Below are 23,818 nucleotides of genomic sequence, written 5' to 3'. Positions count from 1 at the left end.
GAGGAATACACATGACCGCACACCGAATCGGAACCCATGAAGAATGGCTCACAGAACGCATGGAACTGCTGAAAGCAGAAAAGGAACTCACTCGGAAAAGTGACGAGCTGGCCCAGCGCCGCCAACAGTTGCCATGGGTGCCAGTCGCCAAAGATTACCCCTTCATGACCGAAGCTGGCGAGGCCCGGCTGGAGGACCTATTTCAGGGCCGTTCCCAGCTACTGGTTTATCATTTTATGTATGGACCGGACTACACGGCAGGCTGTCCCTCCTGCTCGTCCATTGCGGATGGGTTTAACGGCATTTGTGTTCACCTGGCCAATCACGATGTCATGCTGACAGCAGTGTCACTGGCACCCCTGGAAAAACTCCTGGCCTTCAGGAAGCGCATGGATTGGACCTTTCCTTGGGCTTCATCCATGGGCGGCGATTTCAACTCCGATTTTTGCGCCTCCTATACCGAAGCTCAGCAGCGTGAGGGGCTCGACTATAATTTTACCCGGGAGCCGCAGCAGCAATGGCGTGCTGGTGAACCGGGTGGAGGCGAAGGGGCTGAATTCGAATTTGCCACTCTCTGCGGTGTCAATACACCGACCTATCTTCGGCAGAGACCAGGGATGAGTGCATTCATCCAGAAAGACGGCACAGTCTATCACACTTACTCCACCTACTCGCGGGGTGTGGACGGTCTGTGGGGCATGTATCCCTGGCTGGATCGGGCTCCGCTAGGTCGCAATGAAGAGGGCGGGGTCTGGTGGCGTCACCATGATCAATATGGTCCCGCGATTCCCAACACAACGTCCTGCTGCCAACCCGCCGCACATAGATGAACAAACTTCCCTGCTGCACAGAAGTGTCAAAACGACGAGTGACGCACTTCACAGGCTTTCTCCTTTCCAGTGTGACGCTCATCCTGATGCCCAAGTGTCCTGTATGCATGGCTGCTTATGTGGCGCTTATCACCGGGATCAGCGTCTCCACCGCCGTGGCTTCACACCTGCGGTGGGGCCTCTTCATGGCTTGCCTCAGCGTTCTGGCCTGCCTCGTGGTCCACGGGCTTCACAAGCTCTGGCGTGGAAGTGCGGGTTCGAAAATAAGGCCGCGTTAGACGCGAAGGGTTCATTAGCGGTAAGCTCAGCAGACGCGGCATATAGCCCAGGATGAAGGAGTCATCACGACTCTTTCACCTGGGTATTGATCCCTCGCTTTCTCGCGCTAACAGAACAGCATGACACTTGATCTGCCCAGATGGTTTGACCTCCACACTCACTTCCGCCAAGGACCTGCCACGGCGGCTTATATCCAGGCTCATCATGACATGGGATGCGCAGGAGCACTGGCGATGCCGAATACCCAGCCGCCTGTTTCCAAAGTGTCCGGTGCGGCGCAGGCGGATGGCTGGTCCATCGAAAGCTATTCTGCCGAGTTGCGTGCAGCGGGAGCGGATGCGTTTGAGCAGCTCATCGTCCCTCTTTACCTGACCCGTCAGACCACGGCGGAAATGATTCGCGAAGGGGCTGCCACAGGCCTGCTGCGTGCTTGCAAATATTATCCGCCTCACGGCACGACCAACTCCGAACATGGTATGCCGATGGATGACCTCATCGGAGGTGAGGTTTTCGGGGCCATGGAGGAGCATGGCATTATCCTCTGCATTCATGGTGAGCAGCACGCGCTGAGCGGACCAGACTACATTGATGCGCAGCAGAATGCTGAGACACGCTTCTATTCCGAGCGGATGCCGCGCCTGCTAGCAGCACATCCGAAACTGCGCATCGTCTGTGAGCACATCACCACACGCACGGCTGCAGAGTTCGTCGCGGCCGCACCGGAGCATGTGGGTGCGACCATCACGCCCCAGCATCTGCTTTACACCTTGGGGCATTTGATTCAGGGGCTGAAGTATCACCTTTACTGCCTTCCTATCGTCAAGTTTCAGGATGACCGCACAGCTTTACGCCAGCAGGTCACCAAGGCCGGGCAGACCAAGTTTTTCGCAGGAACCGACAGCGCTCCCCACACGACCAAAGCCACCGCCTGTGGCTGTGCAGCAGGCTGCTTCACCGGGGGTTGCGCACCCCAGCTCTATGCAATGGCTTTTGAAGAAGCAGGTGCCGATCTGGGCAGCTCCGATGGACAAACACTCTTTGAGCGTTTCCTGAGTCTTAACGGACCTGCCTATTACGGCTTCCCTGCATCATCAAAGAGGTTCCGGATGGAAAAGACAGCCTCACAGACACCGGTCCTGGAGACACCCGCCGGACCCGTCATGCCTCTGCCCGCAGGCATGGGTCTGGAGCTGACTTGGCGGATTTTGGCCTGAATCACGGCATCCTGTCCACCACTACTGCCCTGGATTTTGATGTCACATCTTACGCTCCCCATCCGCGCCGCCACGGAAACCGCCCAGGCTCATGGCATCACACCGGACCGCTGCGATATTCTTCAAGACGGAAGCACCCTGGTGCTCCGGCTGACGGAGACCCTCGTCGCCCGAGTGGTACAGGATGTGGACGGGCCACGGCAGGGCACGGAATGGTTTGCGCGAGAAAATGCGATGGCTCTCCATCTCACGCAACATGGAGCACCCATCATTCCGCTTCATCCAGCTCTGCCTCCAGGACCGCATCAGCACCTGGGGTATCCAATTAACTATTGGTTATACGTTACTGCGGTCCCGGCTCCACCCGAGCCGAAGGGTGTAGGCAGAACCCTGTGGCAGTGCCATGATCTTTTGCGGAGCTTCCCGGCAGTTCTGCCAAAGCTGGCCATCCTCACAGAAAGCCTGGCTCTGCTGGACACTCTGGCACAGCGCCAGCTATTGCCTGCTGCCACGCTTGATTTGCTGCGCCGGCATTTGACGGAATCCACTGCCATTCTGGACACTTTCCCGCATCAGCCGCTTCATGGAGATGCCCACCTTGGGAATCTCATGAACACCACAATTGGCCTTTTATGGACAGACTGGGAGGATACCTTTTCTGGGCCTGTCGAATGGGATCTCGCCTCTGTCATCTGGAACGCCCGGATTTTGGAAGAAGACCACGAAACGGTGAACCAGATCCTCAACGCTTACCTTGAAGCGGGTGGCAGCTACAACGAGCAAGCCCTTCATCAATGCCTCGTCGCGAGAGCAGCCGTCATGTCTGCCTGGTATCCCATCCTATATCCAAATCCAAATGCGGAGCGTAAAGCAAAACTGCAGTTCCGTCTAGACTGGCTCTCGGCCATCGACTCTTGATTGGAACAGTGCTGGCAGATTTGCCTTGTTTAGGATAGAAGTGGGCATCTGATAACACCGGAATTTCTCATGAAGCCTGCCCCTACATTCCATGGTCTCCTCATCTGTGCCCTCTCATTATTCGCTCTGAATGCTCCTCATCTCGGGGCTCAGCAGGAAGAAGAAGAAGTCCAAGTCCCAGTGACCCTTGGAGCCGATGGCTGGATGATCTACAAAAATGCCCGCTTTGGTGCCGTGATCCCTGTTCCACCCGGGATGCGCGCGCTGATCCCACCGTACAATGGCGACGGCCAGGCCTTCGCCTCCCTGGATAACCAGGTTCAGTTCCACGTTTACAGCGCTTTTTTTATCGAAGGAAATGACGACATTGATGCGAGGTATAAAACGGACCTCAACCTCCCTGGCCGTAAAGTCACTTACAAGCGCAAGACGAAGGACTGGTACGTCATCTCTGGAGTCAGCGAGGACGGCTCCGCATTCTACGAACGCTTCACAGCTAACAAACATTATGTCTCAGGATGGGGCATCAATTATCCACATGCTGAAGAGAAAAAGTATGCGCCTTGGATTGAGCGTATTGCCAAAGGTTATGAGCCCCGCCTCGGTCAGGGGGAAGACACCCGGGAATAGCAGGTGGCACAATCTGTAATTGGTGCGCTCACTCCTACCTCTTGAAATTCAGACGGCTTTCGACTAGCAGACTGCACCCCCATGAAAAAGCCGCTTAAAATCCTGGCCATCCTCGTCGCCGTTGTTATTCTTCTCGGTGCAGCAAGCGCATTGTTTGTGGTCAATTTCTTGCCTGCCATCCCTGTTCAGCAGGAGCTGAGGGTCGAGGCGACATCCGAGCGCATCGCGCGCGGGAAGTATTTAGCCCACAATGTGGCTGTATGCATGGATTGTCATAGCAGCCGGGACTGGGCGCTGTTTTCCGGCCCGCTGAAGCCAGGTACTCTCGGCATGGGCGGCGAACGCTTTGACGAGACGATGAATTTTCCCGGGGCCTTCATCGCCCCGAATATCACCCCTCATGCTTTGAAGGACTGGAGCGACGGGGAACTTTATCGCGCCATCGCCAGCGGCGTCAGCAAGGACGGCCATCCGTTATTCCCCATCATGCCTTATCCGGCTTATCGGAAAATGGCGACGGAGGACATCTACAGCATCATGGCTTATATCCGCAGTCTGCCTGCGGTGGAAAACAGCACGACTCCTTCCAAAGCGGCTCCGCCGGTAAATATCATCATGCACCTGATGCCGAGGCCTGCAGCACCCGTCACCCTACCCGCACCCTCTGACGCGGTAGCCTATGGCGGTTATCTGGCCAACGCCGCAGGCTGCACCGAATGCCACACCAAAATGGTCCAGGGAAAGCCTGCAGGGGAACCTTATGCGGGTGGATTCGAATTTGCCATGCCCAGCGGTACCGTCCGCTCTCCCAATATCACCCCTCACGCGACCACGGGCATTGGTGCCTGGACGAAGCAGATGTTTGTGGAACGCTTCAAGGCTTATGACCCTGCTACATTCACCCCCCCACCGGTGGATGCCAGCAAGGGCGAAATGCAGACCGTCATGCCCTGGACCATGTATTCAGGCATGACCAAGGAGGACCTGGGTGCCCTCTACGAATACCTCAAAACCCTTCCCGCAATCGAAAACCAAGTGGAACGCTGGACCGCAGCAAAGAAATAAATTGGAGACGCTCGCTGCCTCATTGGCATAAACGTTAGTCCACGGGTCGGCATGCCACTGTCTGAATCTCGGAAATTCAGCATTGTTTTTTGAATAGGCGGGGGAGGCTCCCGTCAGAATCAGTGTATGAAAACTTCATTGATTCGTCTGGTGGCCGCCGTCACCCTCATTACCACTGTCACGAGTTGTACCACTGCGTATGATGCTTACGGCCGTCCTATCCAGGTGGTGGACCCCGGCACCGCCGTTGTCGGCGCAGCCGCAGTGGGCCTGCTCGCCTATGGCCTGGCCAACAATAACAACAACTACCGCTCACATCGCGGGCACCATCACCACTCGGGTCACCGCCGCAGCTACCGCCACTATTAAGCTCGGGAGTGCGCTTGGGACTTGAAGGTCACTTGGGACGAAAGGACCGGAGCTGTTCCAGGTTTTCTGAAAGTCTGCTGCGTGGATTTCGTTCTGCCAGCAGCCTATCTGCCATGAAGCCTTATTTGTTCGTCCTATCCGCCCTCCTTTCCCTGAGCCTGCCTGCCAGCTCGTGGGCCCAGCTTTCCTTGCCTCATTTCTTCAGTGACCACATGGTCCTCCAGCGCGAGCGAGCTGCCTCGATCTGGGGCAAGGCGGAACCCGATGCGGCGGTCAACGTGTCTTTCAAAGGCAAGACTGCAACGGCCAAAGCGGATGCGGAGGGCCAATGGCGGTTGGCCATTGAAACCGGCGCAGCGGATGCTCAAGGCGCGGAACTGAAAGTGGCATCAGGAGACAAAAGCATCGCTGTCTCCGATGTGCTGGTGGGAGAAGTGTGGCTGGCCTCCGGGCAATCCAACATGTATTTCACCATGAACCGGGTGCCTGCTTACGAGGAGCTCATGTCCAAGGCCAATTATCCCGGCCTTCGCATGTTCAACGCGCCGCTGGTAACGGCAGCGGAACCCCAGGATGACATTGAGGGTGAATGGTCGCTGTGCAGTCCTGAAACAGTTCCTGGTTATTCTGCCGTTGCCTTTTTCTATGCGTTGAAACTGCATCAGGAATTGGGGATACCAGTCGGTGTACTTAAAACCTGCTGGGGTGGCAAACCCGTGGAGACCTTCACCAGCCGTGAAGCCCTGAACACTCTTCCTGGTACCAAGGCACTCGTTGACAAGCTGATGACCGAAGCCGCCACCTACAATCAGGCCAGCGCCGACGCCGAATATGCCAAACGTCTGGAACAGTGGAAGGCCACCATGGCAGCAGCAAAAGACAAACCCGCAGAAGCACGCAAACGCCTGCCCAAAAAACCGGCCGCGCCGAAACCTCCGCTCATCACCGAAGGAAAGCCGGGCGTGCTTTTTAATGCCATGATCAACCCCTTTGCCGGTTACACGATGCGTGGAGCCATCTGGTATCAGGGAGAAGGTAACGCGAAGGCTGGAGCTGTGCCGTATGACCAGACGCTGCCCCTCATGATCAAAGACTGGCGCCAGCGCTGGAATGATGAATTCTCTTTTTACTTCGTCCAACTTGCCAACTACCGCACCCCCTCCACCGCCCCTGGCACCCAGGATTACTGGGCCCTGCTCCAGGACCGCATGCGCCTCATTCTCCAGACCACACCGAAGACGGGCATGGCCGTCATCAATGACGTGGGCGAGGTCAGCGACATCCACCCGAAAGACAAGATGACTCCCGGCTACCGGCTCGCACGCTGGGCATTGGCCAAGGACTATGGTCGCGACCTCATTTACAGCAGTCCCCTGTACAAATCGTCCGAAGTTAAAGACAGTGCCATGCACATCACCTTTGACCATGCTGGCACCGGATTAAAAGCCCGCGACGGAGGTGACTTAAAGCGCTTTGAAATCGCTGGTGCAGACCGCGTCTGGCATTGGGCAACCGCGAAGATTGAAGGCGCGGACCGCGTGGTCGTGAGCAGCCCAGAAGTGAAAGAGCCCGCTGCCGTTCGCTACGCCTGGGCCTCCAATCCTGAAGGCGCAAATCTGGTGAATAGCGAAGACCTGCCCGCCTCCGTCTTCCGCACCGATGACTGGGATGACGTGGAGCCCAAAGAAGGCCCCGTTTCCGCCACAGGCGTTCAAGCACGCCGCGCCAAGGCTCTCGAAATCAAGACCCTCAACGACCAGTTGAGCAAGCTCGATAAAGGCAGCGACGAATTCAAAGCCCTGCGCAAAAAGATCCAGGGTATGCTGGCTGAACTCAAGACCCTGGCTCCGAAGAAGTAAAGCGGAGGCCACTTCAGAGCTATCCATGGAAAGCAAATTGCTTAGCACCTGAATCTGAATACGTTCTTCAGCAAGAAGTTATGAGCACCTTGACTTTCAATACAACGATCCAGAAACAAGCCCAACTGCTAGCAGAAGAGGCGCGGCGGACGGATCCTAATATCATTAAGTTCTACTGGTTCCCCGCTGATAATGAGGTGCGGCTTGTTGAGGTGGCGACAGACATGCAACCATCTCTAATCGATAACATTCAGCCTTTTTATTTTCCTGCATCTCCTGAGCACAATCTGCCCGCCCCATCCGGTGTTGCCCTAATCCGTGACGGCGAAGACGGCAGACTTGGACTCCCCAGAGGCTGGGGGACTTGGGAGGAAGCAGAACTCCTCAATACGGAGGAGTCAAGATGACATGGAAAGAGGCTTTTCGTCAGCAGGCGATAAGTGATTACGAGGTTTTTATCCATCTCAAAGCCCAGCCTCAAATTCCAATGTGCCATCGCCTGCATTATCTGCAGATGGCGACTGAAAAGCTGGCGAAGTTTTTCATGTTGACCGGAAATGAAAGCCTGGATGAAAAATCCCATCTTGTCTTGGTTTCCTTTCTCCGGATGTTGCCCTCACGACCAGAGATACGGGACCGTCTGAAGTTTTCGAATAATCCTAAACAATTCAAAAGTTATATAGATAAAATCATTCCGTGGGCAGAGAGAATTCAGAATTTGGTGCCTGTAGGCGGAATAGAGCGTCTAAATCCTGAATACCCGTGGCTGAATGGACGCAGCGAAGTAGAATGCCCGGCTATTTATTCCTATCCAGAAATTCCATGGCATGAGGTAATCAGATTTTCGACCTTCATTCAAAATTTGATTCGCATAACCAACTGAATTTTGAAGCGCTGTGCTTCCTTCAATATTCATCCAATTGTTTCAATTTCACAGCACGTTCTCCGCGCTCCCGTTTCATCCCCACCATGAAACTCAGCTATGAGAGGTATACCTGCACACTGCTCGTTCTTTTTGTTCTGTGGTGGGCGGCATTGGCCATCAGCCCTTCTTACCGGCATGACTGGCTGTTGGAAAATGTGATGCTCGTACCGGCTGCGGCCCTGCTGATCTGGGGCTGGAAAAGGCGGCTGTTTTCGCGGGTGTCACACACGCTCATCTTTGTGTTTCTCTGCCTGCACGAAATCGGTGCACATCACACGTACGAAAAGGTGCCGTACGATGAATGGTGGCAGGCACTGACTGGCGGCAGCTTCAATGCCCTCATGGGCTGGGAGCGGAACCACTTCGACCGCCTTCTCCATTTCCTGTATGGCCTGCTGTGTGCTTATCCCTTTCGCGAGATCTTTCTGCGCGTGGCCAGGGTGCGCGGATTTTGGTCTTACTTCCTTCCCCTGGATGTGATGCTCTCCACCTCGGCCTTGTTCGAACTCATCGAATGGGCCGCCGCGGGGGCCTTCGGCGGCGAACTGGGTGCGGCCTATTTGGGCACGCAGGGCGATGTGTGGGATGCCCACAAGGACATGGCACTGGCCGGTCTGGGTGCATTGATCGCCGTGCTCATCATCGCCTTCATCAACTGGCGTTACCAGCGGGACTTCGCCCGTGAATGGTCAGACAGCCTGAAGGTGGCTGCGCATCCGAACATCTCTCCGATTTGATCACCCCGCCCTGCCTGCGCGATCGTTATCCGCGATTTCCCGGGCGCTCAGCACACGGGGATAGATGGCCACTTCAGCCAGAGTGCCGTGAAAATCCAGCAGCAGCCCGGCAGTCCCCGTGGTGAGGAGATGACGACGTGTAAACATGGCAGATGATAAGCGACAGATCCCGGCACGGCACGCCCGCCCCTAGCCAGTTAATTCCACTTCACCAGCTCTACACGACGGTTCTTCGTCCGGCCGTCCTCAGTCGCATTTGGAGCGGCTGGGCTGGCAAAGCTGCATCCAAAAGGAAATAGACGCTGGGAGGAGATCCCATAACGGCTCGTCAATGCCTCCACCACGGCGGCAGCGCGGCGGTTGGAAAGGTCCCGGTTGAATTCGAATTCTCCCACATTGTCGGTATGTCCGACAACAAGCAGCTTGATGCCGGGATCCGTACTCATCAGTTTTTGCACCTCAGCCAAAGTCTCGTCGGATTCCGGTTTCAGCGTCGCCTTGTTGGTATCGAAATAGATGCCGTAAAGAGCCACGCGGCCTGTGGTGGTGATCTGCTTTTCCATTTCATCCGCCTTCACCATCACCATGCGGTTTTGCATCGCCTGGGTTTCGATGACATCCACTCGCGCCACCACGGTGCCCGCCAGGATACCTTTTTCAGGATCCTTCCAGGAATCCGTCACGGCAGCGGCAAAGATGGTCACATACACATCTCCGGCTCCGCCTTCTCCCGTTTTCTTCATCGCCGTATACCGGAAGTCTTCTGAACCCGGCAACGTGTATTCCTGGAGACCATAATCGGTCTCCGTTTTGTACACGCCTGCAACAAATCGGCCATAGCCATTGTCCAGAGTATTACCATCCTCCTGAGGCTTACCGCCACTGTATCCTTCAAAGAGGATCTCAAAACCTTTCTCCTTCAAATCAGCCTGATAAGACCGCAGGCATTCCAGCGTGCTGGCATCGGCCGGTGCACGATAGAATAGCGTCGTCCTTGCGCCTTCAGCATCGATCTTCTTCCACTCCTTGGTCTTTTGCTCCGCATAGTCAAAGATCACCGGACCCAGCGCCACCTGATGGGAATCAAATTTCTTCGTCGCATATTTCAGGATCACCGATCCCTCAATGCGCTTCAGGATGGGATGGTCTTTTGAACCTGGTGCATCCTTGGTAAACTCAGGACTTGTTTGAGCGTGGCCAAAATTAAGGGCGACCATACTCGTGGCCACCAACCAAAACGAAAGAGAGGTCTTCATGAGACCGCGATGTAAAACCTTCCTGTGCAAGCTGTCGAGATGAGTAAGTAAATAAAGTTAGGGGGGCTGATGAAACGTCCGTCAGCCAACAGATAAGCGGCCATCCGCACGTCAGGTCTGGTAGAGCACCCTTCCAGATTCACTCCTTCGCTTTTTTCTCCTTCGTGTTCCCTTCCGCTTCCCGCAGCCTGGCCACTTTGGATTTATAGCCTGCGGAAAGGTTGAGCTGGGTGCTGCGAAGATGCAGCAGCATTTCATCATGCATGTGCTGGAGGGTCTCGCGATGCTCCGGCTTGTCGGCCAGATTGTTCATTTCGAGAGGATCCTCCTGAAGGTCGAATAGGAACTCCTTCTCCTCTTCCGCCCACCACTTGTAGCGGGCGTCACGGGCCATCACACGCAGCGGTGCCACGGTCCCAATCTCGCTGATGGCGACACGGCGCACCGTCTTCTTCTGGCCGGTGGCCACGGGCAGTTGGGACACCGCAAAACGACCAGGTGAAAGTTCACCACCAATGGCCTCCACGATGGTCGGGTAAACGTCCATCATCTGCGCTCTGGCCTGTGTTCGTCCGGCCTTCACCTGGCCGGGCCAACGCACCACCAGCGGCACACGGACGGATTCTTCATAAAAACGACCTTTGGTTAGGTAGCCATGCGCACCCATCATCTCCCCATGATCAGCCGTGAAAAGCACCAACGTATTGTCCCACGTACCCCGTTTCTTCAGCGCTTCCACCAGCCTGCCCACGCATTCATCCACCAGGGCGATCTTGCCCAGGTAATTGGCCAGGGCCTCGCGGGTCTCCGCATGGTTCAGCGCATGGCCTTCGCGCAGATAAACATCCGGCACATTAGCAGGCAGCGTCAACTTCTCAGGATCATACATCGTCGCAAACTCCCCAGGCGCATCCAGCGGTGGATGGGGAGAATGAAAACTGGCGACAAGGCAAAGCGGTTTCTCCTTGGGCTGACCGTCGATGAAATCCACGGCGGCACCGGCCACGAAGGTATCGTGGTAATCCTCCGGCTTCACCACACTGGCACGCGGTTCGAATTCCCACTTCACATAGCGGTCATGCAGGTCCTTGGCGACGGCATCCAACAGCCCCAGCTTCTTCAGGTACTGTCCATAGGCACTGCGGTCTGTGGCGGAATCCGGCGGACCTGGAACATCCACCACATGATCCAGCCCCAGGGCGGTCTGATACTCAGCCTGAGACGCAAACTTCTCCCTCCACGCTCCACCGCCCGTCCAGTGCAGCTTGCCCACTTGCGCCGTTGTGTAACCCGCCGCACGAATGTCACGAAACATCGGTGCCGCTTCCGTGGGCACCGCGTAATTGCTGACATTCCCCCAAACCGAATGCCCGCCATTGTGCGGATACAGGCCCGTGATCAACGAGATGCGCGCCGGCATGCATACGGGGGAGGTCGTATAGCAGGCATCAAAAATCATCCCCTCTTTGGCGATGCGGTCCAGGTTCGGCGTCTTTACCTCCGGGTTCTCCCAGCTCAAGTAACGCGGGCTCCATTGATCCGTCAGAATGACCAGCACATCCGGCTTGGGAGTGGCGGCCTGGATGTGCGGTATCAGCAGGAGTACAAGGGAGCAGAAGAGGCGTTTCATGAAAGTGTTCCAGTTCGCCACTACAACGCCACATGACGGCCTTTGATTCATCAAAGTGCAAAGCTGACTCTCATGGCATTTTCATTTTTCCGATTGCGGCTTAGATAGCCTGCGCTCCCATCATCAGAAATCATGCAAGCCTTCTTCAAACTGCACGAACGCGGCACCACGGTGCGTCAGGAGTTGTTAGGCGGCGTCACCACCTTCATTACCATGGCCTACATCATGGTGGTGAATCCGGCCATCCTCGCCTTCGTAGGCATTCCCTCAGGACCAGGCACAGTAGCCACGATCCTGACGGCGGTATTCGGTTGCCTGCTGATGGGTCTGATCGCCAACCGGCCCATCGCCGTCGCACCCTACATGGGGGAAAATGCCTTCATCGCCTTTGGCCTGGTGGCCCTCGGCATTGGGTGGGAGCAACGGCTCGGCGCGGTCTTCGTCAGTGGCGCACTGTTTTTATTCATCACTTTGTTAGGCATCCGTGGCTGGCTGGCCAATGCAGTTCCAACGGGATTGAAGCATAGCTTTGCAGTCGGCATCGGCCTGTTCCTGGCCTTCATCGGACTGTATGAAACGGGCATCGTTACCAGCTTCATCACTGGCATGCCTGTCCAGGCCCTGGCCACCGGGGCAGGGGAGCTTCTTGCGGCTCCTCCAGTTCCGGTTAAGATCGGCAACCTGCGAGATCCACAGGTCCTTCTAGCCCTCTTTGGATTTGTGCTCATGACCATTCTCATGATCCGCAAAGTGCGCGGTGCCCTTCTCATCGGCATGGTTATCACGGGGCTTATCGGTGGCCTATGCGGTTTCGGACACGCTCCCAAAGGGCTGGCTGCGCTGCCTTTCATTGGAGACTATGATCTAACTGCCATCGCCTTTAAACTGGACATCCTGGGCATATTGAAACTGAGCTTTCTCCCGGTCCTTCTCACTCTCTTTTTGATGAGCTTCCTGGACACGCTCGGCACCCTGACTGGGCTAGGTGCCGCCTCAGACATGCTGGATGAAAAAGGCAATTTTCCACAGATTGAAAAGCCTATGCTTGTGGATGCACTGACCTGCATGTTCAGCGGACTGGTGGGCACCTCCACCAGCGGCGCATATATCGAATCTGCAACGGGCATTGCAGAAGGTGCGCGCACCGGACTCGCCGCCCTGGTCACCGCAGGCCTGTTTGCCCTCTCGCTGTTTTTCATCCCGCTCATTGAGCCGCTGCAGCAGCTCCGCTTTGCTTATGGCCCGGCATTGATCGCCGTGGGCGTGCTGATGATGTCCTCCGTCAGGCGCATTGATTTCGACGACCTAACCGAATGGGTGCCCGCCTTTGCCACCATCGTCATGATGCTCTTCACCTACAACATTGCCAACGGCCTAACCGCAGGTTTCGTCATCCACCCGGTCCTAAAAGTGGCTGCCGGCCGGGGCCGGGAGTTGAATGCTGGCATGTGGGTGCTGGCTGGTCTGTGCGCCGCTTATTACACAATGGGGCTGGTGCACTGAACCTGCACCAGCCCCTTCAGCGATCTTTAATCGGAGTTTATTCCCCGTCAAACATGCGGCCGATGCCACCGAGAACGGAACCCTCACCCGTTGCCTTGCCACCTGCAGAAGGTGCATTGGCCAGGATGCGATCCGCCAGCCGCGAGAAGGGCAGGCTCTGCAGCCAGACGGTGCCATGTCCGGTAAGGGTGGTGAGAAACAGACCCTCACCGCCAAAAAACATGCTCTTCAAATTTCCCGCCCGCTCAATGTCATAACTGATGCCCTGCGTAAAGGCGACGAGGCAGCCTGTATCCACGCGCAATGTCTCCCCCTTCATCTCCTTTTTGATGATCGTGCCACCCGCATGGATGAAGGCCATTCCATCCCCCTGGAGACGCTGCAAAATGAATCCCTCACCACCAAAGAGGCCTGCACCAAATCGCTTCTGAAAGGCGATACCCACCGATGTTCCATAGGCTGCGCAAAGGAAGGCATCCTTTTCACACAGGATTTCACCACCGTAGTCCGTGAGCTTCAGCGGAATGATTTTACCCGGATAGGGGGCGGCAAAAGCGACGCGTTTTTTCCCGGCAGAAGCACGGTTGGTGAAATGCGTCATGAAGATGGATTCTCCCGTCAGCACACGCTTGCCCACAGTCTTCAAAATGCCCATCAGCCCACCGCTGGATGGCGAGGATCCATCCCCCATTTTTGTTTCGAAGACGATGCCGTCATCCATGTAGTTCATGCCACCAGCTTCAGCGATCACGGTCTCCCCAGGATCCAGCTCCACCTCCACGATCTGCATCTCATTTCCATGGATCTCATAGTCCACATCATGCGCCCGCATACCTCGGCCACCTGGCAAAGGAGGAGGCCCTGCCAAGGGTGGGGGCATGCGTCCAGCACCATTGAACAAAGCTGGCAGCACTTGGTCAGCACGGCTCCATTGCGCCTGCCCGTCTGTCCATACGAGGCTCTCCGGCCGCAGCGCACCGGCACTGGCCAGAGACTGCAATTGTTCTTCGCTGACCTGATGCCTCTGACCTTCTGAATCGACGTAAAACCAAGGGTTCATGGGGAATGTAATGATGAATGTGCTTCCGGGGCCACGAGGGATATCAACACCCTCCTGGCTGGACCGGACCGCGCACTAAGATGCACCTTTTAGCTGTCACGATTACTCTTTGGCTGATTTTTTATTAGCAGCTCCATCACTTTTTCTTGGCCTCGGTCTTCTTCTTTTCCGCCACTGGATAACCGGCTTTCGCATGTGCCACAATGTCAGCCAGGGTCGCATCGCCAATGCCATTCACTTTCACCAGATCCGCTGGATCGCTGAATGGACGCGCCTTCACGATGCCTTTGGCTTTCGCAGGGCCGATGCCTGGGAGGGATTGCAGCGCCGCATCATCACCTTTGTTCAGCAGTTCCAGCAGTTTCGTCTTCTCCGTCGGTGTCAGTTTCTTGGCTGTCGCCACGGCCGCTTCAGACACCGTTTTTTCCTTTGCCTCACCCTTTTTGGCAGCAGGTGCATCGGCAGCCTGGAGGGTGAAAGTGAATGTGGAAAGCAGGAGGGCGATGAGGATGGATTTCATAAGGCGTTTGGGAATAAGGCGCGACTACACTAGGTGATTGACCTCGGGTTATCCAGTTTTAAATAACCGCATTCTCCCCTCGCGCTGCTCTCATGGGCTTTGACAGGTCGGGGTTCAAAAGAGTAACCTGAACAGATGTGCCGCATTTCTTCACTTGCGCCGCCCGTACATCTCTCAATCCTCCGCCCCCCATGTCCACCGTCACCCTCGGCCTGATCCAAGGCACCACGTATGCAAGCAAGGCCGAAAGCCATGCCCGCCATGACGTGCTGATCCGGGATGCCGCCGCCAAGGGCGCACAGATCATCTGCCTTCAGGAGATTTTCGACATCCCGTATTTCTGCACCCGCCAGGACACAGCCCTCTTTGATCTGGCTGAGCCCATCCCTGGGCCTACCACCGAGCACATGACGGCCCTGGCCAAAGAGCTCGGTGTCGTCATCATCGTCCCCCTTTTTGAAAAGCGCGGTCCAGGCCTGTATCACAACACCGTCGCCGTCGTAGATGCCGATGGCAGCTATCTCGGCAAATACCGGAAGATGCACATCCCGCAGGACCCGGGCTTTGAAGAAAAATTTTACTTCACCCCCGGTGACCTGGGCTACAAAGTCTGGGACACCAAATTCGGCCGCATAGGCGTCCTCATCTGCTGGGACCAATGGTATCCGGAGGCCGCACGCCTGACTGCCCTGGCTGGAGCCGAGATCCTTTTTTACCCAACTGCCATCGGCTGGCTCAGCAGTGAAAAGGCGGAACTGGGCAGCGCACAGCATTGCGCCTGGGAAACCGTCCAGCGTGGCCATGCCGTGGCCAATGGCTGCTTCGTCGCCGCCGTCAACCGCACCGGTTTCCAGGACGACACCGAATTTTGGGGCCAGAGCTTCGTGGCCAACCCTTATGGCGAAATCGTCGCCAAAGGTTCAGTCGAACAGGAAGAAGTGGTCATTGTGACCTGCGATCTTCAAGCCGTTGAAGACTTTCGTCGCATTTGGCCTTTTTTCCGTGATCGTCGCATTGACACTTACGCCCCTCTGACCAAACGCTACCTCGATGAGTAAAGGATACCCGCAGAACTACCACCTTCCCGCCGAATTTGAAACGCAGGAAGCAATCTGGCTTTCATGGCCCTCCAACAAGGAGAGCTGTCCGAAGACCTATCTCAAGCTGCAGGACAAGTTTGGAGAGATCGCAGCCAACCTCACCCGCTACCAGCGTGTGCGCATCAATGCGCCTGAGATGATGCACATGAGCATCCGCCTCAGCATCGCTGACAATGAAGGCGCGCTGAACATGGTGGACCTCTACAATCACACCACCAATGACGTTTGGTGCCGCGACCACGGCCCCATCTTCATCAAGCACAATGAAACCGGTGAGATCGCCATCACCGACTGGAACTTCAACGCCTGGGGCGGCAAGTTCCCCTACGACCTCGACAACACCATCCCCGAGAAGGCGGCCGAAGTCCTGAAGATGCAGCGCTTCACCTCCGACTTCACTCTCGAAGGCGGTGCCATCGAAACCAATGGCAAAGGTCTCCTCCTGACCACGGAAGCCGTCTTGCTGAATCCAAACCGCAATGGCGGCAAGGCACGCTCCAAGGCAGAGATGGAGAAAGAACTCAAAGGCATGCTTGGCGTCAGCAACATCGTCTGGTTCAAAGAAGGCATCGAAGGTGACGATACCGACGGCCACATCGACGACATCGTTCGTTTCGTCCGCGATGACGCCGTCATCTGCATGGTGGAATCCAAGGAATCCGACCCGAACTTCAAAGTGCTCAAGCAGATCCGCGAGCAGCTCGACGACGTCCGCACCGCCGATGGCAGCAAGCTAGAGATCATCGAGATCGAAATGCCCAACGCCATCGAAGCCAAGGACTGGCGCCTCAGCCGCCTGCCGGCCAGCTATGCCAACTTCATGATCCTGAACAATGCCGTCATGGTCCCCATCTTCGGCCAGAAGAAGAAGGACGCGATTGCGGAAGACAAGATCGCCGAATGTTTCCCAGGTCGCGAGATCATCTCCGTCACCTCCAAGGATCTTGTTATGGAAGGCGGTGCACTGCACTGCATCGCTATGCACGAGCCCAAGTAATCACTCAGCCTTGAGACTCCTCTTGAAAAGCCAGCCTGGATTCAGGCTGGCTTTTTTCTGTGCAATTACCGGTCATGTACGTCGCGACGAAACGGGACTTCGCCGCGCGGTTGAAAGGGATCGTCATCATCGCAAACCACGGACCCACAATGCCCGCCATCGGCCCGCGTAAAATCAGGTGCCGCAGCAGCCTGTCCCGCAGCCACGACATCCCTTTGCCACGCCATGTACCCAGGCCCATGCCCAGCGCGGCCCGCGTAGCCGCAGTGTTGGATGCCTTGCGTCGGCAGCGGTCATACTCCGCCAACCAGGGACCCGCCTGCTGGCCCTGCCGCAGAATGGCATGCAGCATCAACGCCGCAAACTCCGCATCGGCAAACCCCGTGTTCATTCCCTGACCACCGATGGGGCTCATCACATGCGCCGCATCACCACATAAAATAACACGTCCATCATAGAGCTGCTCACAGTCCAGCCGCCAGGGGGAAAAGGCGCTCTGGTTCACCTGATCCTCCGGCGCAATGATGTGTCCTGAACGCATACGGACGACCTCACTGATAAAACCCGCAGGTGGCTCCGCCTCCGGCTGTTTTGTCTGCACGATCCACCGCCGCAATCCTCCCGGCAGAGGAAAGCTCTCCACGGCCCCCTGTGCGGTAAAAAAAAGATGCGCTTCCCCTCCCAGCGCCGTTCGGTCCTGGAAATCACCCATCACGAAATGATGCCCGTAGTCATACCGTCGGGAACGCATCCGCAGCAGATCCCGCACCCGGCTCCGGTGCCCGTCGCATCCTACCGCATAAGCCGCGCTGCGGATAGTGATCACGCCTGCTTCATCCTTCAGTCCCACAGTCACGGCATCTCCGGTCTGCTCTACCGAAACCACTTCCACCCCACGCAGCATTTTAACCGATGGATACAGGGCCAGCTTATCCGCCAGCAGCCGCATGCTGATCTGCTGCGGCAGCGAAAGGATGAATGGATACTGCCCCGGGATCTGCCGGAATGAAGCAATGCCCAAAGCCCCGCTTTCACCGTGTACATGGCAGTCATGAATAGGCAGGCCCTGCCCTATAAACGCTTCATCCAGCCCTAGCTCGGACAAGATGGCCAAAGTCGGCGGTGTGATGCCGATGGCCTGCGAATGTGAAGGCAGTGCTCCACGTTTTTCCACCACCAGCACGCGCACCCCACGACCTCCTAGCAAGCAGGCTAAGGCCATACCCACGGGACCACCACCGATCACAATGACCTCGGCATCGTGAACCGCAGGAATAGAAGGCTCAGTCGGAAAACTCATATCGCGGCCCTTGCGGCCTGGGAACCAATACGGGACCACGGCCTGGTAGCGAGCATACGCCTGACCATAAAAGCGCAGATAGCGTTTCTCCTTCCACACGGGTGCTCCCACACAGTACAACGTCCACAGCATTGCGATAAGCAGATGATCCGGCGTCCACACCGGGGCCGTCCAGAGGATCAGCGTGAAAGAGGAATAAATCGGCTGACGGCTGTATCTGAACAGGCCCGTGCGTGCAAACGGCCGGAATACGGGCGCATGCCCCCGCCACACGGAATGCCAGCCAATGCTGCCCACCTGCACATCCAGTCCCGCATCACTCATGGACTTCGCCAGTAGCAGCCAAGAAATACCGTAAAGCACGCTTAACCCACCTTTAACCCACCCCTCAGGCGCCGCCCACAACACCTTCGAAGATGACCATAACAAAAAAGTAATCAGCAACTGCAAGGAGGCCAACCCCGCAAAAACCGTTGTCGAAAGCTCCCGCCCAAGTCCCAGCGGAGCCATTCTCGCTAGCCATCGGCGGCCCTGGTCGGAAAGCAGCAGCGAATGCCCAAGCCCAAACTGCAGGACCAAAATGACGTCCCCTACCGCCGCCGCCCAGCCATGCAGATGCAGCAGGCTCAGATGCAGTCCCTCATAAAGGCTGACAAACATCACACCCACTGCCGCTAAAAAAAGCGTATGGCTCACCAGCCCATAAGCCAGTGCCACCCAGCGCTGAGCTGGCGTGTACATCATTGTCGTTGAAGCCATGGTCAGACCTTCAAGTTTTCAGCCAAAGCATGCGTGCTCATCGCCGTACTGCCCAGCCGCTCCAGCAGCGCCGTTTCCACCGTGAGACCAGGCCCAAAGGCCATGGCACATAGATTCGCATGATCCGTATCCGCCGTGTCCAGCATCTCCTTCAACACAAACAGAATGGTCGCACTGCTCATGTTCCCATAGTCTCTCAAAATCGTTCTGGAAGCCTCCAGCGTATCCGCTGGCAGCGCCAGGCTTTCCTGCACCTTGTCTAAAATGGACCTGCCGCCCGGATGTACCGCCCACTCGTTCATCTCCTCCGGGGAGGTCCCCTTGCGTGTCAGGATACCCTTCAGAAGCTGACGGATATTCTGGCCGATGATGTCCGGCACATAGCTGGAGAGCACAATATTAAAGCCTTCATTGCCGATCTCCCAGGCCATGTCCGCCTCGCTCGACGGCAACAGTGCTGATTCAAAACCGCGCAGACGATACGCCGGTTTCTTCACCGTTGGCTCCCGAGCGCTCACAATGGCCGCCGCCGCACCATCCGCAAAAAGAGAATTGGCCAGGATGCTGTCCGGCTGGTCATTGACCTGCATGTGCAGCGTGCACAGTTCCAGGCAGATCACCAGCACCACAGCATCCGCATCCGCTTCACAAAACTGCGCCGCCATCCTCAATGCCGGAAACGCCGCATAACAGCCCATGAACCCGAGCGTGTAACGCTGAATATTCCCTCTCAAACCCAGCTCACGGATGACATGGTAGTCCGGTCCAGGATTAGCAAAACCCGTGCAGGATGTATAAATGATGTGGGTAATGTCTTCTTTGGCAAAACCCGGCGCATCCGCAATCGCGCGTTTCGCCACCTCCACCGAAAGCTCACGCGCACTGTGTGCATAAACACGGTTTCGCTCCGCAGTGCCTGGAGGAATAAGCCTGCCCTCCGCATCAGACCTGAATAACGTTGCATCCGCCCCGGCGATGAAGTCACCCGTCACACTATGCCGCGTCTCAATGCCACTCCGGTTATAGATCGCCTGGATCAGTCGCTTCGTCTTCGGATTCTGCGTCCATTCCTTGAGCCGGTCACGCGTATAAGCTTGGCTGTAGGCATAGGGTGGCGTGGCCGTGGCGATGTGATGAATGTAAGAAGACATGGGGATCAGTTTTGTGTGAGGGTCACAGAGGCATGCACCTTCACGGCATCGCCTACGCGGATGAATATCAGCACCGGCGGGACACTGATCCCGCTAGCCTTCATGGATACGTCGAAGTCCAGATCAAAGGTCGCTTTCTTGGCAGACAGTTTCCAATCACTGATCTCCGCTACGATTTTGTGGGACTTCCCTAGTAGCATCAGGGTCATCGGCAGACGGGTGGGCGTTTTGCCATCCGCAGCAATTTTCTCTGCCGGAGCATCCAGGCTGGCCTGGATCAGCGGGTAAATCGGGACATTCAGTGCCTGCTTCATGTTTTCATCCCGTTTTGGCTCGGCCGTGTCCATCTTGCCAGCTTCCACTGAAACCTTCGCCTGGATCCTTTGGGGCCGACCAGATTCGTCATAAACCACTGTGGCCGAAAAAGGGCTGGCCGCCACTTTGCCCGCCCAGTCATGAAGGGTGGAAGTACCGGAAAAAGTTATGTCCCCGGTTCCTGACCACAGCACTTTTTGATCCGCCTGCACCAGGGTGGCACCTAACAAAAGGTTAATTAAAAGTAATAAATACGAGTTCATAGAAATAACAGAAAAATTCAGCTTCAAATCCAGTCCGCCCGTTTATTGCACCGCCGCTCCCTGGGGGCGAGAACCCCCTCCCGCCACCCTTCTTTACAGCACAGCACGTGCCTTAATTCGGGGCAGGCCTGCCTTTGCTGAATGCAAAGACAGGCCTCATAGCCTGGTCCATGGAAAATTAAGGAACAGGCTGCTGAAGTTTGAAACCACCCGAAAGGACGGGTGCCTTCGCCGCCGTCTGGCCTGAGACCGGAATCTGATGCAGTAGGAAGTAACCTGCAGCCTTCACACCGCCATCACTCATTCTCACCACCTGCCCTACAAAAGGCACTTTTGCCCGCGTCAGAGGTGGTGTGGCTTCCACCAGGGTAAAGTTGCCCAGCACGGCTCCCGTAGCAGCATTGATTTTGAGAGTCACCTTTCCAGGATTATTCACCGCATCAGTTAACAATACGGTTTTGTGATCCGCAGTATAGGTGAAGCTCATGTCCGGATCCTTGTCCGAGGCTGCCAGCCCGCCATCCGTGAAGCTCAGTCGCACGCTTCCCGCATCCGGCAACCCCAGGATATTTGCTTTGCTCGCTAGTGCCAGATAACCCCCTTCTGCCTTTAAATTGACCGGTCCAAAGGTCGCAGGATAGGTCAGCGTCACCGTTCCCGGTTTAAACCAGGACACAGTTCCCCGGATAGTATTGAAGGCAGCGATTCCCCCCTCATCCTCATGCACGGCCAGCTCCCCCTGAATGCTGCCTAAATTTTTGTACAAAGCTGTATAGATCCAAAACTCTCCTTTAGATCCCAGGAAACTGGCACCTGTGATCGTCTGGCCATCTGAAGTCTTCCCAACCACTTTCAGACTTCCCGCAGAACTGACGGTGAATGTGGCAAAGCCGCTGCCTTGAGGAACCGTATCCACACCCACATCCCAAGCATCCTTCAGGTCCAACGCCAGACTATAATAGCCCAGCAGTGTATCCGCAGGATGGGTCCTCGCATTCCAAGCAGAGCGCCAGCCGCTAACTTTCACACTGCCAAGCGTGCCTGCCATCAGCCCGGTATCGGGATCGATGGTTAAAGCCAACTCATATCCTCCTAAGGGCACTTTCAACTGCGGGGCAGCAGCTACCAACCGGCCCTTGGCTGAATAACTCGTGGAGGCTGCCTTGATACCCAGTGCTCCAACTAGCTTGACCGTATAACTACCAATCGAGGTCGTCGTGACGGTCAAGACGCCCCCCAGGCCCCGGTTCACAGGATCGCGCGCCACCAATCCACCAAAGCTACCGACCAAGTTATCCTTCAGCGCATTCACAGTCAAAGGCACTGTCACTGTGCTGCTCGTTCCCCCGGTGTTGCTAGCACGAATCTGCACATTAAAAACCCCTGACACGTCTGGCAGACCGCTAATCACTCCCGTCGCTGCCACAAATTTCAACCCTTTCGGGAGGCCGGTCATAACAAAAGTCTTCGGATAATTTAATGCCGAAACCGTATAGCTAAAATCGGTCCCAATAGTAACTGGCTCAAAGCTGAACGGCTGAATGACAGGTACCAAAAAAGTAGCCGAAACGGGCACTGTCAGCTGCTGGGTGACAGAAAAACCGCTACCATCCGTGAGACGAACCGTCAGAGGCGCATTCCCAACAGTCGCAGGAACTCCGGAAAGCATTCCCGTATCTGAAAAGCTCATCCCCCCTGGCAGACTGCCTCCAATCACTTTCCATGAATATGCAGGCATGCCGCCATAACCTGACAGAGGATAAGAATACGCCACACCCTTCACAGCCGTAGGCAACATGGTCGTCGAGATGGCTAGGTCACTCATTGTCACACTGTAGGCTTCTGTATCCTTATCCCCATTGAAGTCCGTCACCTCCACCGTGAATGCACTTGTCCCCACCACCGTCGGCGTCCCGGAAATGACCCCTGTGCTGTCCAGCTCTAGACCCTCAGGCAGCGTACCACTGCTGAGTGACCAAGCATAGGGTCCCGTCCCCCCCACTGCCCCCAGTGCCACACGGTACGAGATCCCAGTCCTGCCGGTAGCCAACTGAGAAGGAGTAAATATAACAGGCATGGCCGGTGGCACGACCGTTACTGTGGCCTCCGTAGAATTCATTCCAGTAGGATTCGCGATATTGCTCACCTTCACCCAGTAGCTCGTCGTGTAGATCAGCACCGGCGTGGTGAATGAAGCCGAATTTTCTCCCACAGGCGTTGTTATCACCCCGCTGGCTCCTTCATACCATTGATAGCTCAGCGGATCATCCCCGGTAGCTGTGACAGTCAGCACGATGCTTTGTCCGCTATTGATGGAAACGGGAGCCGGATCACTCGTGATCACCGCAGGCTGCCGGACAGTCACAGTGGCCGTACTAGAGTTCGCACCAGTAGGATTGACGGTATTGGTCACTTTCACCCAATAACTGGTCGTCGCTGTCAAAACAGGCGTCGTATACGAGGCAGCATTCGTCCCTACAGGAAAGTCGGTGACACCGCTGTTTCCCCGGTACCACTGATATGTCAGAGGTATTCCTCCTGAAGCCGTCACGGTCAGCGTCGCCGCACTCCCGCTATTGATTGTGGTCGCCGACGGCTGGGTAACGATGGCTGCAGATGGAGGAGCGGAAACCTGCACCGTAAACGCTCCTTGCGCAGATCTTCCCTTGAAGCCGGTGCTTTCCCAGGCCCTGATCGTCACTGGATAATTGCCCGTCTGCGTCGTGGTTCCTGTCAGAGTAGTGGTTTTCCCCTTCGCATTGGTCAGCGTCAGGCCGCTCGGCAATGTGCCGCTGGAGACCGACCAGGACTGAGGCGTGTGCCCACCTCCTCCTATGATCTGGAAGACACTTCCCAGATTGGTGCCCGATGTCACAGGCACCGTTGTGGAACCGGCTGCCGGTGCCACCTGGCTCACCGTAGTTGCACCAGCGACACTGTCGTACGCTCCCAGTCCGATCACACTGGTAATGACGATCTTCGCTGTGTCCATTGCCGCCGCCGAAGCCAGAAAATTTACCTCCGGCATGAGCACCTGCGCCACCGGGGTGCGCTGGAAAAGCAGGAGCAACGACCCACCGCGCGACAAAGATTTTTTGAGTTTCTGAATGAGTGAATAACATTTCATGGTGTTCATAA

General features: G+C 56.2%; 22 protein-coding genes. 13 read left to right on the top strand and 9 right to left on the bottom strand.

Translation table 11 applies throughout. The features are described from left to right. Positions 1 to 11 precede the first annotated feature (11 nt). The 10 genes from EI77_RS19185 to EI77_RS19140 all read left to right on the top strand — a co-directional run bounded on the left by EI77_RS19185 (position 12) and on the right by EI77_RS19140 (position 8,826). The gene (locus EI77_RS19185; protein ID WP_133796925.1) at positions 12 to 830 is read left to right on the top strand and encodes a DUF899 domain-containing protein; all 819 of its coding nucleotides are present in this window, start codon (positions 12 to 14) and stop codon (positions 828 to 830) included. A 398-nt stretch (positions 831 to 1,228) separates the two neighbouring features. Beyond that, a complete protein-coding gene (locus tag EI77_RS19180; protein WP_133796924.1) occupies positions 1,229 to 2,323 on the top strand; it encodes an amidohydrolase family protein in 1,095 nt (364 codons plus the stop codon). A 39-nt stretch (positions 2,324 to 2,362) separates the two neighbouring features. Then, the gene (locus EI77_RS19175; protein WP_133796923.1) at positions 2,363 to 3,241 is read left to right on the top strand and encodes an aminoglycoside phosphotransferase family protein; all 879 of its coding nucleotides are present in this window, start codon (positions 2,363 to 2,365) and stop codon (positions 3,239 to 3,241) included. Between the two features lie 69 nt (positions 3,242 to 3,310). Continuing rightward, complete coding sequence (locus EI77_RS19170; RefSeq protein ID WP_133796922.1) at positions 3,311 to 3,871, top strand: hypothetical protein; 561 nt, start codon at positions 3,311 to 3,313, stop codon at positions 3,869 to 3,871. A gap of 81 nt (positions 3,872 to 3,952) precedes the next feature. Further along, on the top strand, positions 3,953 to 4,936 hold the full coding sequence (locus EI77_RS19165; protein ID WP_133796921.1) for a c-type cytochrome: 984 nt from the start codon (positions 3,953 to 3,955) through the stop codon (positions 4,934 to 4,936). Positions 4,937 to 5,062: 126 nt separating this feature from the next. Further along, positions 5,063 to 5,305 (top strand): hypothetical protein, encoded by a 243-nt coding sequence (locus tag EI77_RS19160; RefSeq protein WP_133796920.1) that lies wholly within the window; start codon positions 5,063 to 5,065, stop codon positions 5,303 to 5,305. 113 nt (positions 5,306 to 5,418) lie between these two features. Then, the gene (locus EI77_RS19155; RefSeq protein ID WP_133796919.1) at positions 5,419 to 7,164 is read left to right on the top strand and encodes a sialate O-acetylesterase; all 1,746 of its coding nucleotides are present in this window, start codon (positions 5,419 to 5,421) and stop codon (positions 7,162 to 7,164) included. An 80-nt stretch (positions 7,165 to 7,244) separates the two neighbouring features. Beyond that, a complete protein-coding gene (locus EI77_RS19150; RefSeq protein ID WP_133796918.1) occupies positions 7,245 to 7,571 on the top strand; it encodes a hypothetical protein in 327 nt (108 codons plus the stop codon). Further along, positions 7,568 to 8,047 carry a hypothetical protein gene (locus EI77_RS19145; RefSeq protein ID WP_133796917.1) on the top strand — a complete coding sequence of 160 codons (480 nt, stop codon included), beginning with the start codon at positions 7,568 to 7,570 and terminating at the stop codon, positions 8,045 to 8,047. The genes EI77_RS19150 and EI77_RS19145 overlap by 4 nt, the downstream gene beginning before the upstream one ends. A gap of 86 nt (positions 8,048 to 8,133) precedes the next feature. Next, a complete protein-coding gene (locus tag EI77_RS19140) occupies positions 8,134 to 8,826 on the top strand; it encodes a DUF2238 domain-containing protein (RefSeq protein WP_133796916.1) in 693 nt (230 codons plus the stop codon). Here the strand turns inward: EI77_RS19140 and EI77_RS23445 are convergent, their stop codons facing one another. The 3 genes from EI77_RS23445 to EI77_RS19130 all read right to left on the bottom strand — a co-directional run bounded on the left by EI77_RS23445 (position 8,827) and on the right by EI77_RS19130 (position 11,712). Further along, entirely contained in the window at positions 8,827 to 8,973 is a 147-nt protein-coding gene (locus EI77_RS23445) for a LamG domain-containing protein (protein ID WP_166647369.1), read from the bottom strand. It abuts the gene before it with no gap. A gap of 50 nt (positions 8,974 to 9,023) precedes the next feature. Next, the gene (locus EI77_RS19135) at positions 9,024 to 10,043 is read right to left on the bottom strand and encodes an OmpA family protein (protein WP_208300413.1); all 1,020 of its coding nucleotides are present in this window, start codon (positions 10,041 to 10,043) and stop codon (positions 9,024 to 9,026) included. A 178-nt stretch (positions 10,044 to 10,221) separates the two neighbouring features. Beyond that, positions 10,222 to 11,712 carry a sulfatase family protein gene (locus tag EI77_RS19130; RefSeq protein ID WP_166647368.1) on the bottom strand — a complete coding sequence of 497 codons (1,491 nt, stop codon included), beginning with the start codon at positions 11,710 to 11,712 and terminating at the stop codon, positions 10,222 to 10,224. Positions 11,713 to 11,844: 132 nt separating this feature from the next. Between EI77_RS19130 and EI77_RS19125 the strand changes: the two genes are divergently transcribed. Continuing rightward, on the top strand, positions 11,845 to 13,215 hold the full coding sequence (locus EI77_RS19125) for an NCS2 family permease (RefSeq protein WP_133796913.1): 1,371 nt from the start codon (positions 11,845 to 11,847) through the stop codon (positions 13,213 to 13,215). A 37-nt stretch (positions 13,216 to 13,252) separates the two neighbouring features. On the opposite strand, the gene EI77_RS19120 is transcribed toward EI77_RS19125, so the two are convergent. Beyond that, on the bottom strand, positions 13,253 to 14,275 hold the full coding sequence (locus tag EI77_RS19120; protein ID WP_133796912.1) for a TIGR00266 family protein: 1,023 nt from the start codon (positions 14,273 to 14,275) through the stop codon (positions 13,253 to 13,255). A 136-nt stretch (positions 14,276 to 14,411) separates the two neighbouring features. Next, positions 14,412 to 14,795: a ComEA family DNA-binding protein gene (locus EI77_RS19115; RefSeq protein ID WP_133796911.1), complete on the bottom strand. Its 384-nt coding sequence runs from the start codon at positions 14,793 to 14,795 to the stop codon at positions 14,412 to 14,414. Between the two features lie 191 nt (positions 14,796 to 14,986). On the opposite strand from EI77_RS19115, the gene EI77_RS19110 reads away from it, so the two are divergent. Together EI77_RS19110 and EI77_RS19105 are read left to right on the top strand one after the other, a co-directional pair. Beyond that, the gene (locus EI77_RS19110) at positions 14,987 to 15,853 is read left to right on the top strand and encodes a carbon-nitrogen hydrolase (RefSeq protein WP_133796910.1); all 867 of its coding nucleotides are present in this window, start codon (positions 14,987 to 14,989) and stop codon (positions 15,851 to 15,853) included. Then, positions 15,846 to 16,892: an agmatine deiminase family protein gene (locus tag EI77_RS19105; RefSeq protein ID WP_133796909.1), complete on the top strand. Its 1,047-nt coding sequence runs from the start codon at positions 15,846 to 15,848 to the stop codon at positions 16,890 to 16,892. Before EI77_RS19110 ends, EI77_RS19105 begins: the two co-directional genes overlap by 8 nt. Before the next feature lie 4 nt (positions 16,893 to 16,896). On the opposite strand, the gene EI77_RS19100 is transcribed toward EI77_RS19105, so the two are convergent. The 4 genes from EI77_RS19100 to EI77_RS19085 all read right to left on the bottom strand — a co-directional run bounded on the left by EI77_RS19100 (position 16,897) and on the right by EI77_RS19085 (position 23,807). Next, entirely contained in the window at positions 16,897 to 18,951 is a 2,055-nt protein-coding gene (locus tag EI77_RS19100) for an FAD-dependent monooxygenase (protein ID WP_133796908.1), read from the bottom strand. Between the two features lie 2 nt (positions 18,952 to 18,953). After that, positions 18,954 to 20,102 carry a type III polyketide synthase gene (locus tag EI77_RS19095; RefSeq protein ID WP_133796907.1) on the bottom strand — a complete coding sequence of 383 codons (1,149 nt, stop codon included), beginning with the start codon at positions 20,100 to 20,102 and terminating at the stop codon, positions 18,954 to 18,956. A gap of 5 nt (positions 20,103 to 20,107) precedes the next feature. Then, entirely contained in the window at positions 20,108 to 20,680 is a 573-nt protein-coding gene (locus tag EI77_RS19090) for a YceI family protein (RefSeq protein WP_133796906.1), read from the bottom strand. 178 nt (positions 20,681 to 20,858) lie between these two features. After that, positions 20,859 to 23,807: an Ig domain-containing protein gene (locus EI77_RS19085; protein WP_166647367.1), complete on the bottom strand. Its 2,949-nt coding sequence runs from the start codon at positions 23,805 to 23,807 to the stop codon at positions 20,859 to 20,861. Positions 23,808 to 23,818: the final 11 nt, after the last annotated feature.

This window comes from Prosthecobacter fusiformis, from assembly GCF_004364345.1.
Taxonomy (GTDB): Bacteria; Verrucomicrobiota; Verrucomicrobiia; order Verrucomicrobiales; family Verrucomicrobiaceae; genus Prosthecobacter; species Prosthecobacter fusiformis.
The sequence above is the reverse complement of the archived record's forward strand: the minus strand, read 5'-3'. Positions and strand labels throughout refer to the sequence as shown.

What these genes read in the sequence shown, in the direction of transcription:
- EI77_RS19125 (WP_133796913.1), top strand. Translation starts at nt 11,845, where the DNA reads ATGCAAGCCTTCTTCAAACTGCACGAACGCGGCACCACGGTGCGTCAG.
- EI77_RS19180 (WP_133796924.1), top strand. Translation starts at nt 1,229, where the DNA reads ATGACACTTGATCTGCCCAGATGGTTTGACCTCCACACTCACTTCCGC.
- EI77_RS19140 (WP_133796916.1), top strand. Translation starts at nt 8,134, where the DNA reads ATGAAACTCAGCTATGAGAGGTATACCTGCACACTGCTCGTTCTTTTT.
- EI77_RS19095 (WP_133796907.1), bottom strand. Translation starts at nt 20,102, where the DNA reads ATGTCTTCTTACATTCATCACATCGCCACGGCCACGCCACCCTATGCC.
- EI77_RS19145 (WP_133796917.1), top strand. Translation starts at nt 7,568, where the DNA reads ATGACATGGAAAGAGGCTTTTCGTCAGCAGGCGATAAGTGATTACGAG.
- EI77_RS19160 (WP_133796920.1), top strand. Translation starts at nt 5,063, where the DNA reads ATGAAAACTTCATTGATTCGTCTGGTGGCCGCCGTCACCCTCATTACC.
- EI77_RS19185 (WP_133796925.1), top strand. Translation starts at nt 12, where the DNA reads ATGACCGCACACCGAATCGGAACCCATGAAGAATGGCTCACAGAACGC.
- EI77_RS19130 (WP_166647368.1), bottom strand. Translation starts at nt 11,712, where the DNA reads ATGAAACGCCTCTTCTGCTCCCTTGTACTCCTGCTGATACCGCACATC.
- EI77_RS19135 (WP_208300413.1), bottom strand. Translation starts at nt 10,043, where the DNA reads ATGGTCGCCCTTAATTTTGGCCACGCTCAAACAAGTCCTGAGTTTACC.
- EI77_RS19105 (WP_133796909.1), top strand. Translation starts at nt 15,846, where the DNA reads ATGAGTAAAGGATACCCGCAGAACTACCACCTTCCCGCCGAATTTGAA.
- EI77_RS19165 (WP_133796921.1), top strand. Translation starts at nt 3,953, where the DNA reads ATGAAAAAGCCGCTTAAAATCCTGGCCATCCTCGTCGCCGTTGTTATT.
- EI77_RS23445 (WP_166647369.1), bottom strand. Translation starts at nt 8,973, where the DNA reads ATGTTTACACGTCGTCATCTCCTCACCACGGGGACTGCCGGGCTGCTG.
- EI77_RS19115 (WP_133796911.1), bottom strand. Translation starts at nt 14,795, where the DNA reads ATGAAATCCATCCTCATCGCCCTCCTGCTTTCCACATTCACTTTCACC.
- EI77_RS19155 (WP_133796919.1), top strand. Translation starts at nt 5,419, where the DNA reads ATGAAGCCTTATTTGTTCGTCCTATCCGCCCTCCTTTCCCTGAGCCTG.
- EI77_RS19150 (WP_133796918.1), top strand. Translation starts at nt 7,245, where the DNA reads ATGAGCACCTTGACTTTCAATACAACGATCCAGAAACAAGCCCAACTG.
- EI77_RS19175 (WP_133796923.1), top strand. Translation starts at nt 2,363, where the DNA reads ATGTCACATCTTACGCTCCCCATCCGCGCCGCCACGGAAACCGCCCAG.
- EI77_RS19170 (WP_133796922.1), top strand. Translation starts at nt 3,311, where the DNA reads ATGAAGCCTGCCCCTACATTCCATGGTCTCCTCATCTGTGCCCTCTCA.
- EI77_RS19085 (WP_166647367.1), bottom strand. Translation starts at nt 23,807, where the DNA reads ATGAAATGTTATTCACTCATTCAGAAACTCAAAAAATCTTTGTCGCGC.
- EI77_RS19090 (WP_133796906.1), bottom strand. Translation starts at nt 20,680, where the DNA reads ATGAACTCGTATTTATTACTTTTAATTAACCTTTTGTTAGGTGCCACC.
- EI77_RS19120 (WP_133796912.1), bottom strand. Translation starts at nt 14,275, where the DNA reads ATGAACCCTTGGTTTTACGTCGATTCAGAAGGTCAGAGGCATCAGGTC.
- EI77_RS19110 (WP_133796910.1), top strand. Translation starts at nt 14,987, where the DNA reads ATGTCCACCGTCACCCTCGGCCTGATCCAAGGCACCACGTATGCAAGC.
- EI77_RS19100 (WP_133796908.1), bottom strand. Translation starts at nt 18,951, where the DNA reads ATGGCTTCAACGACAATGATGTACACGCCAGCTCAGCGCTGGGTGGCA.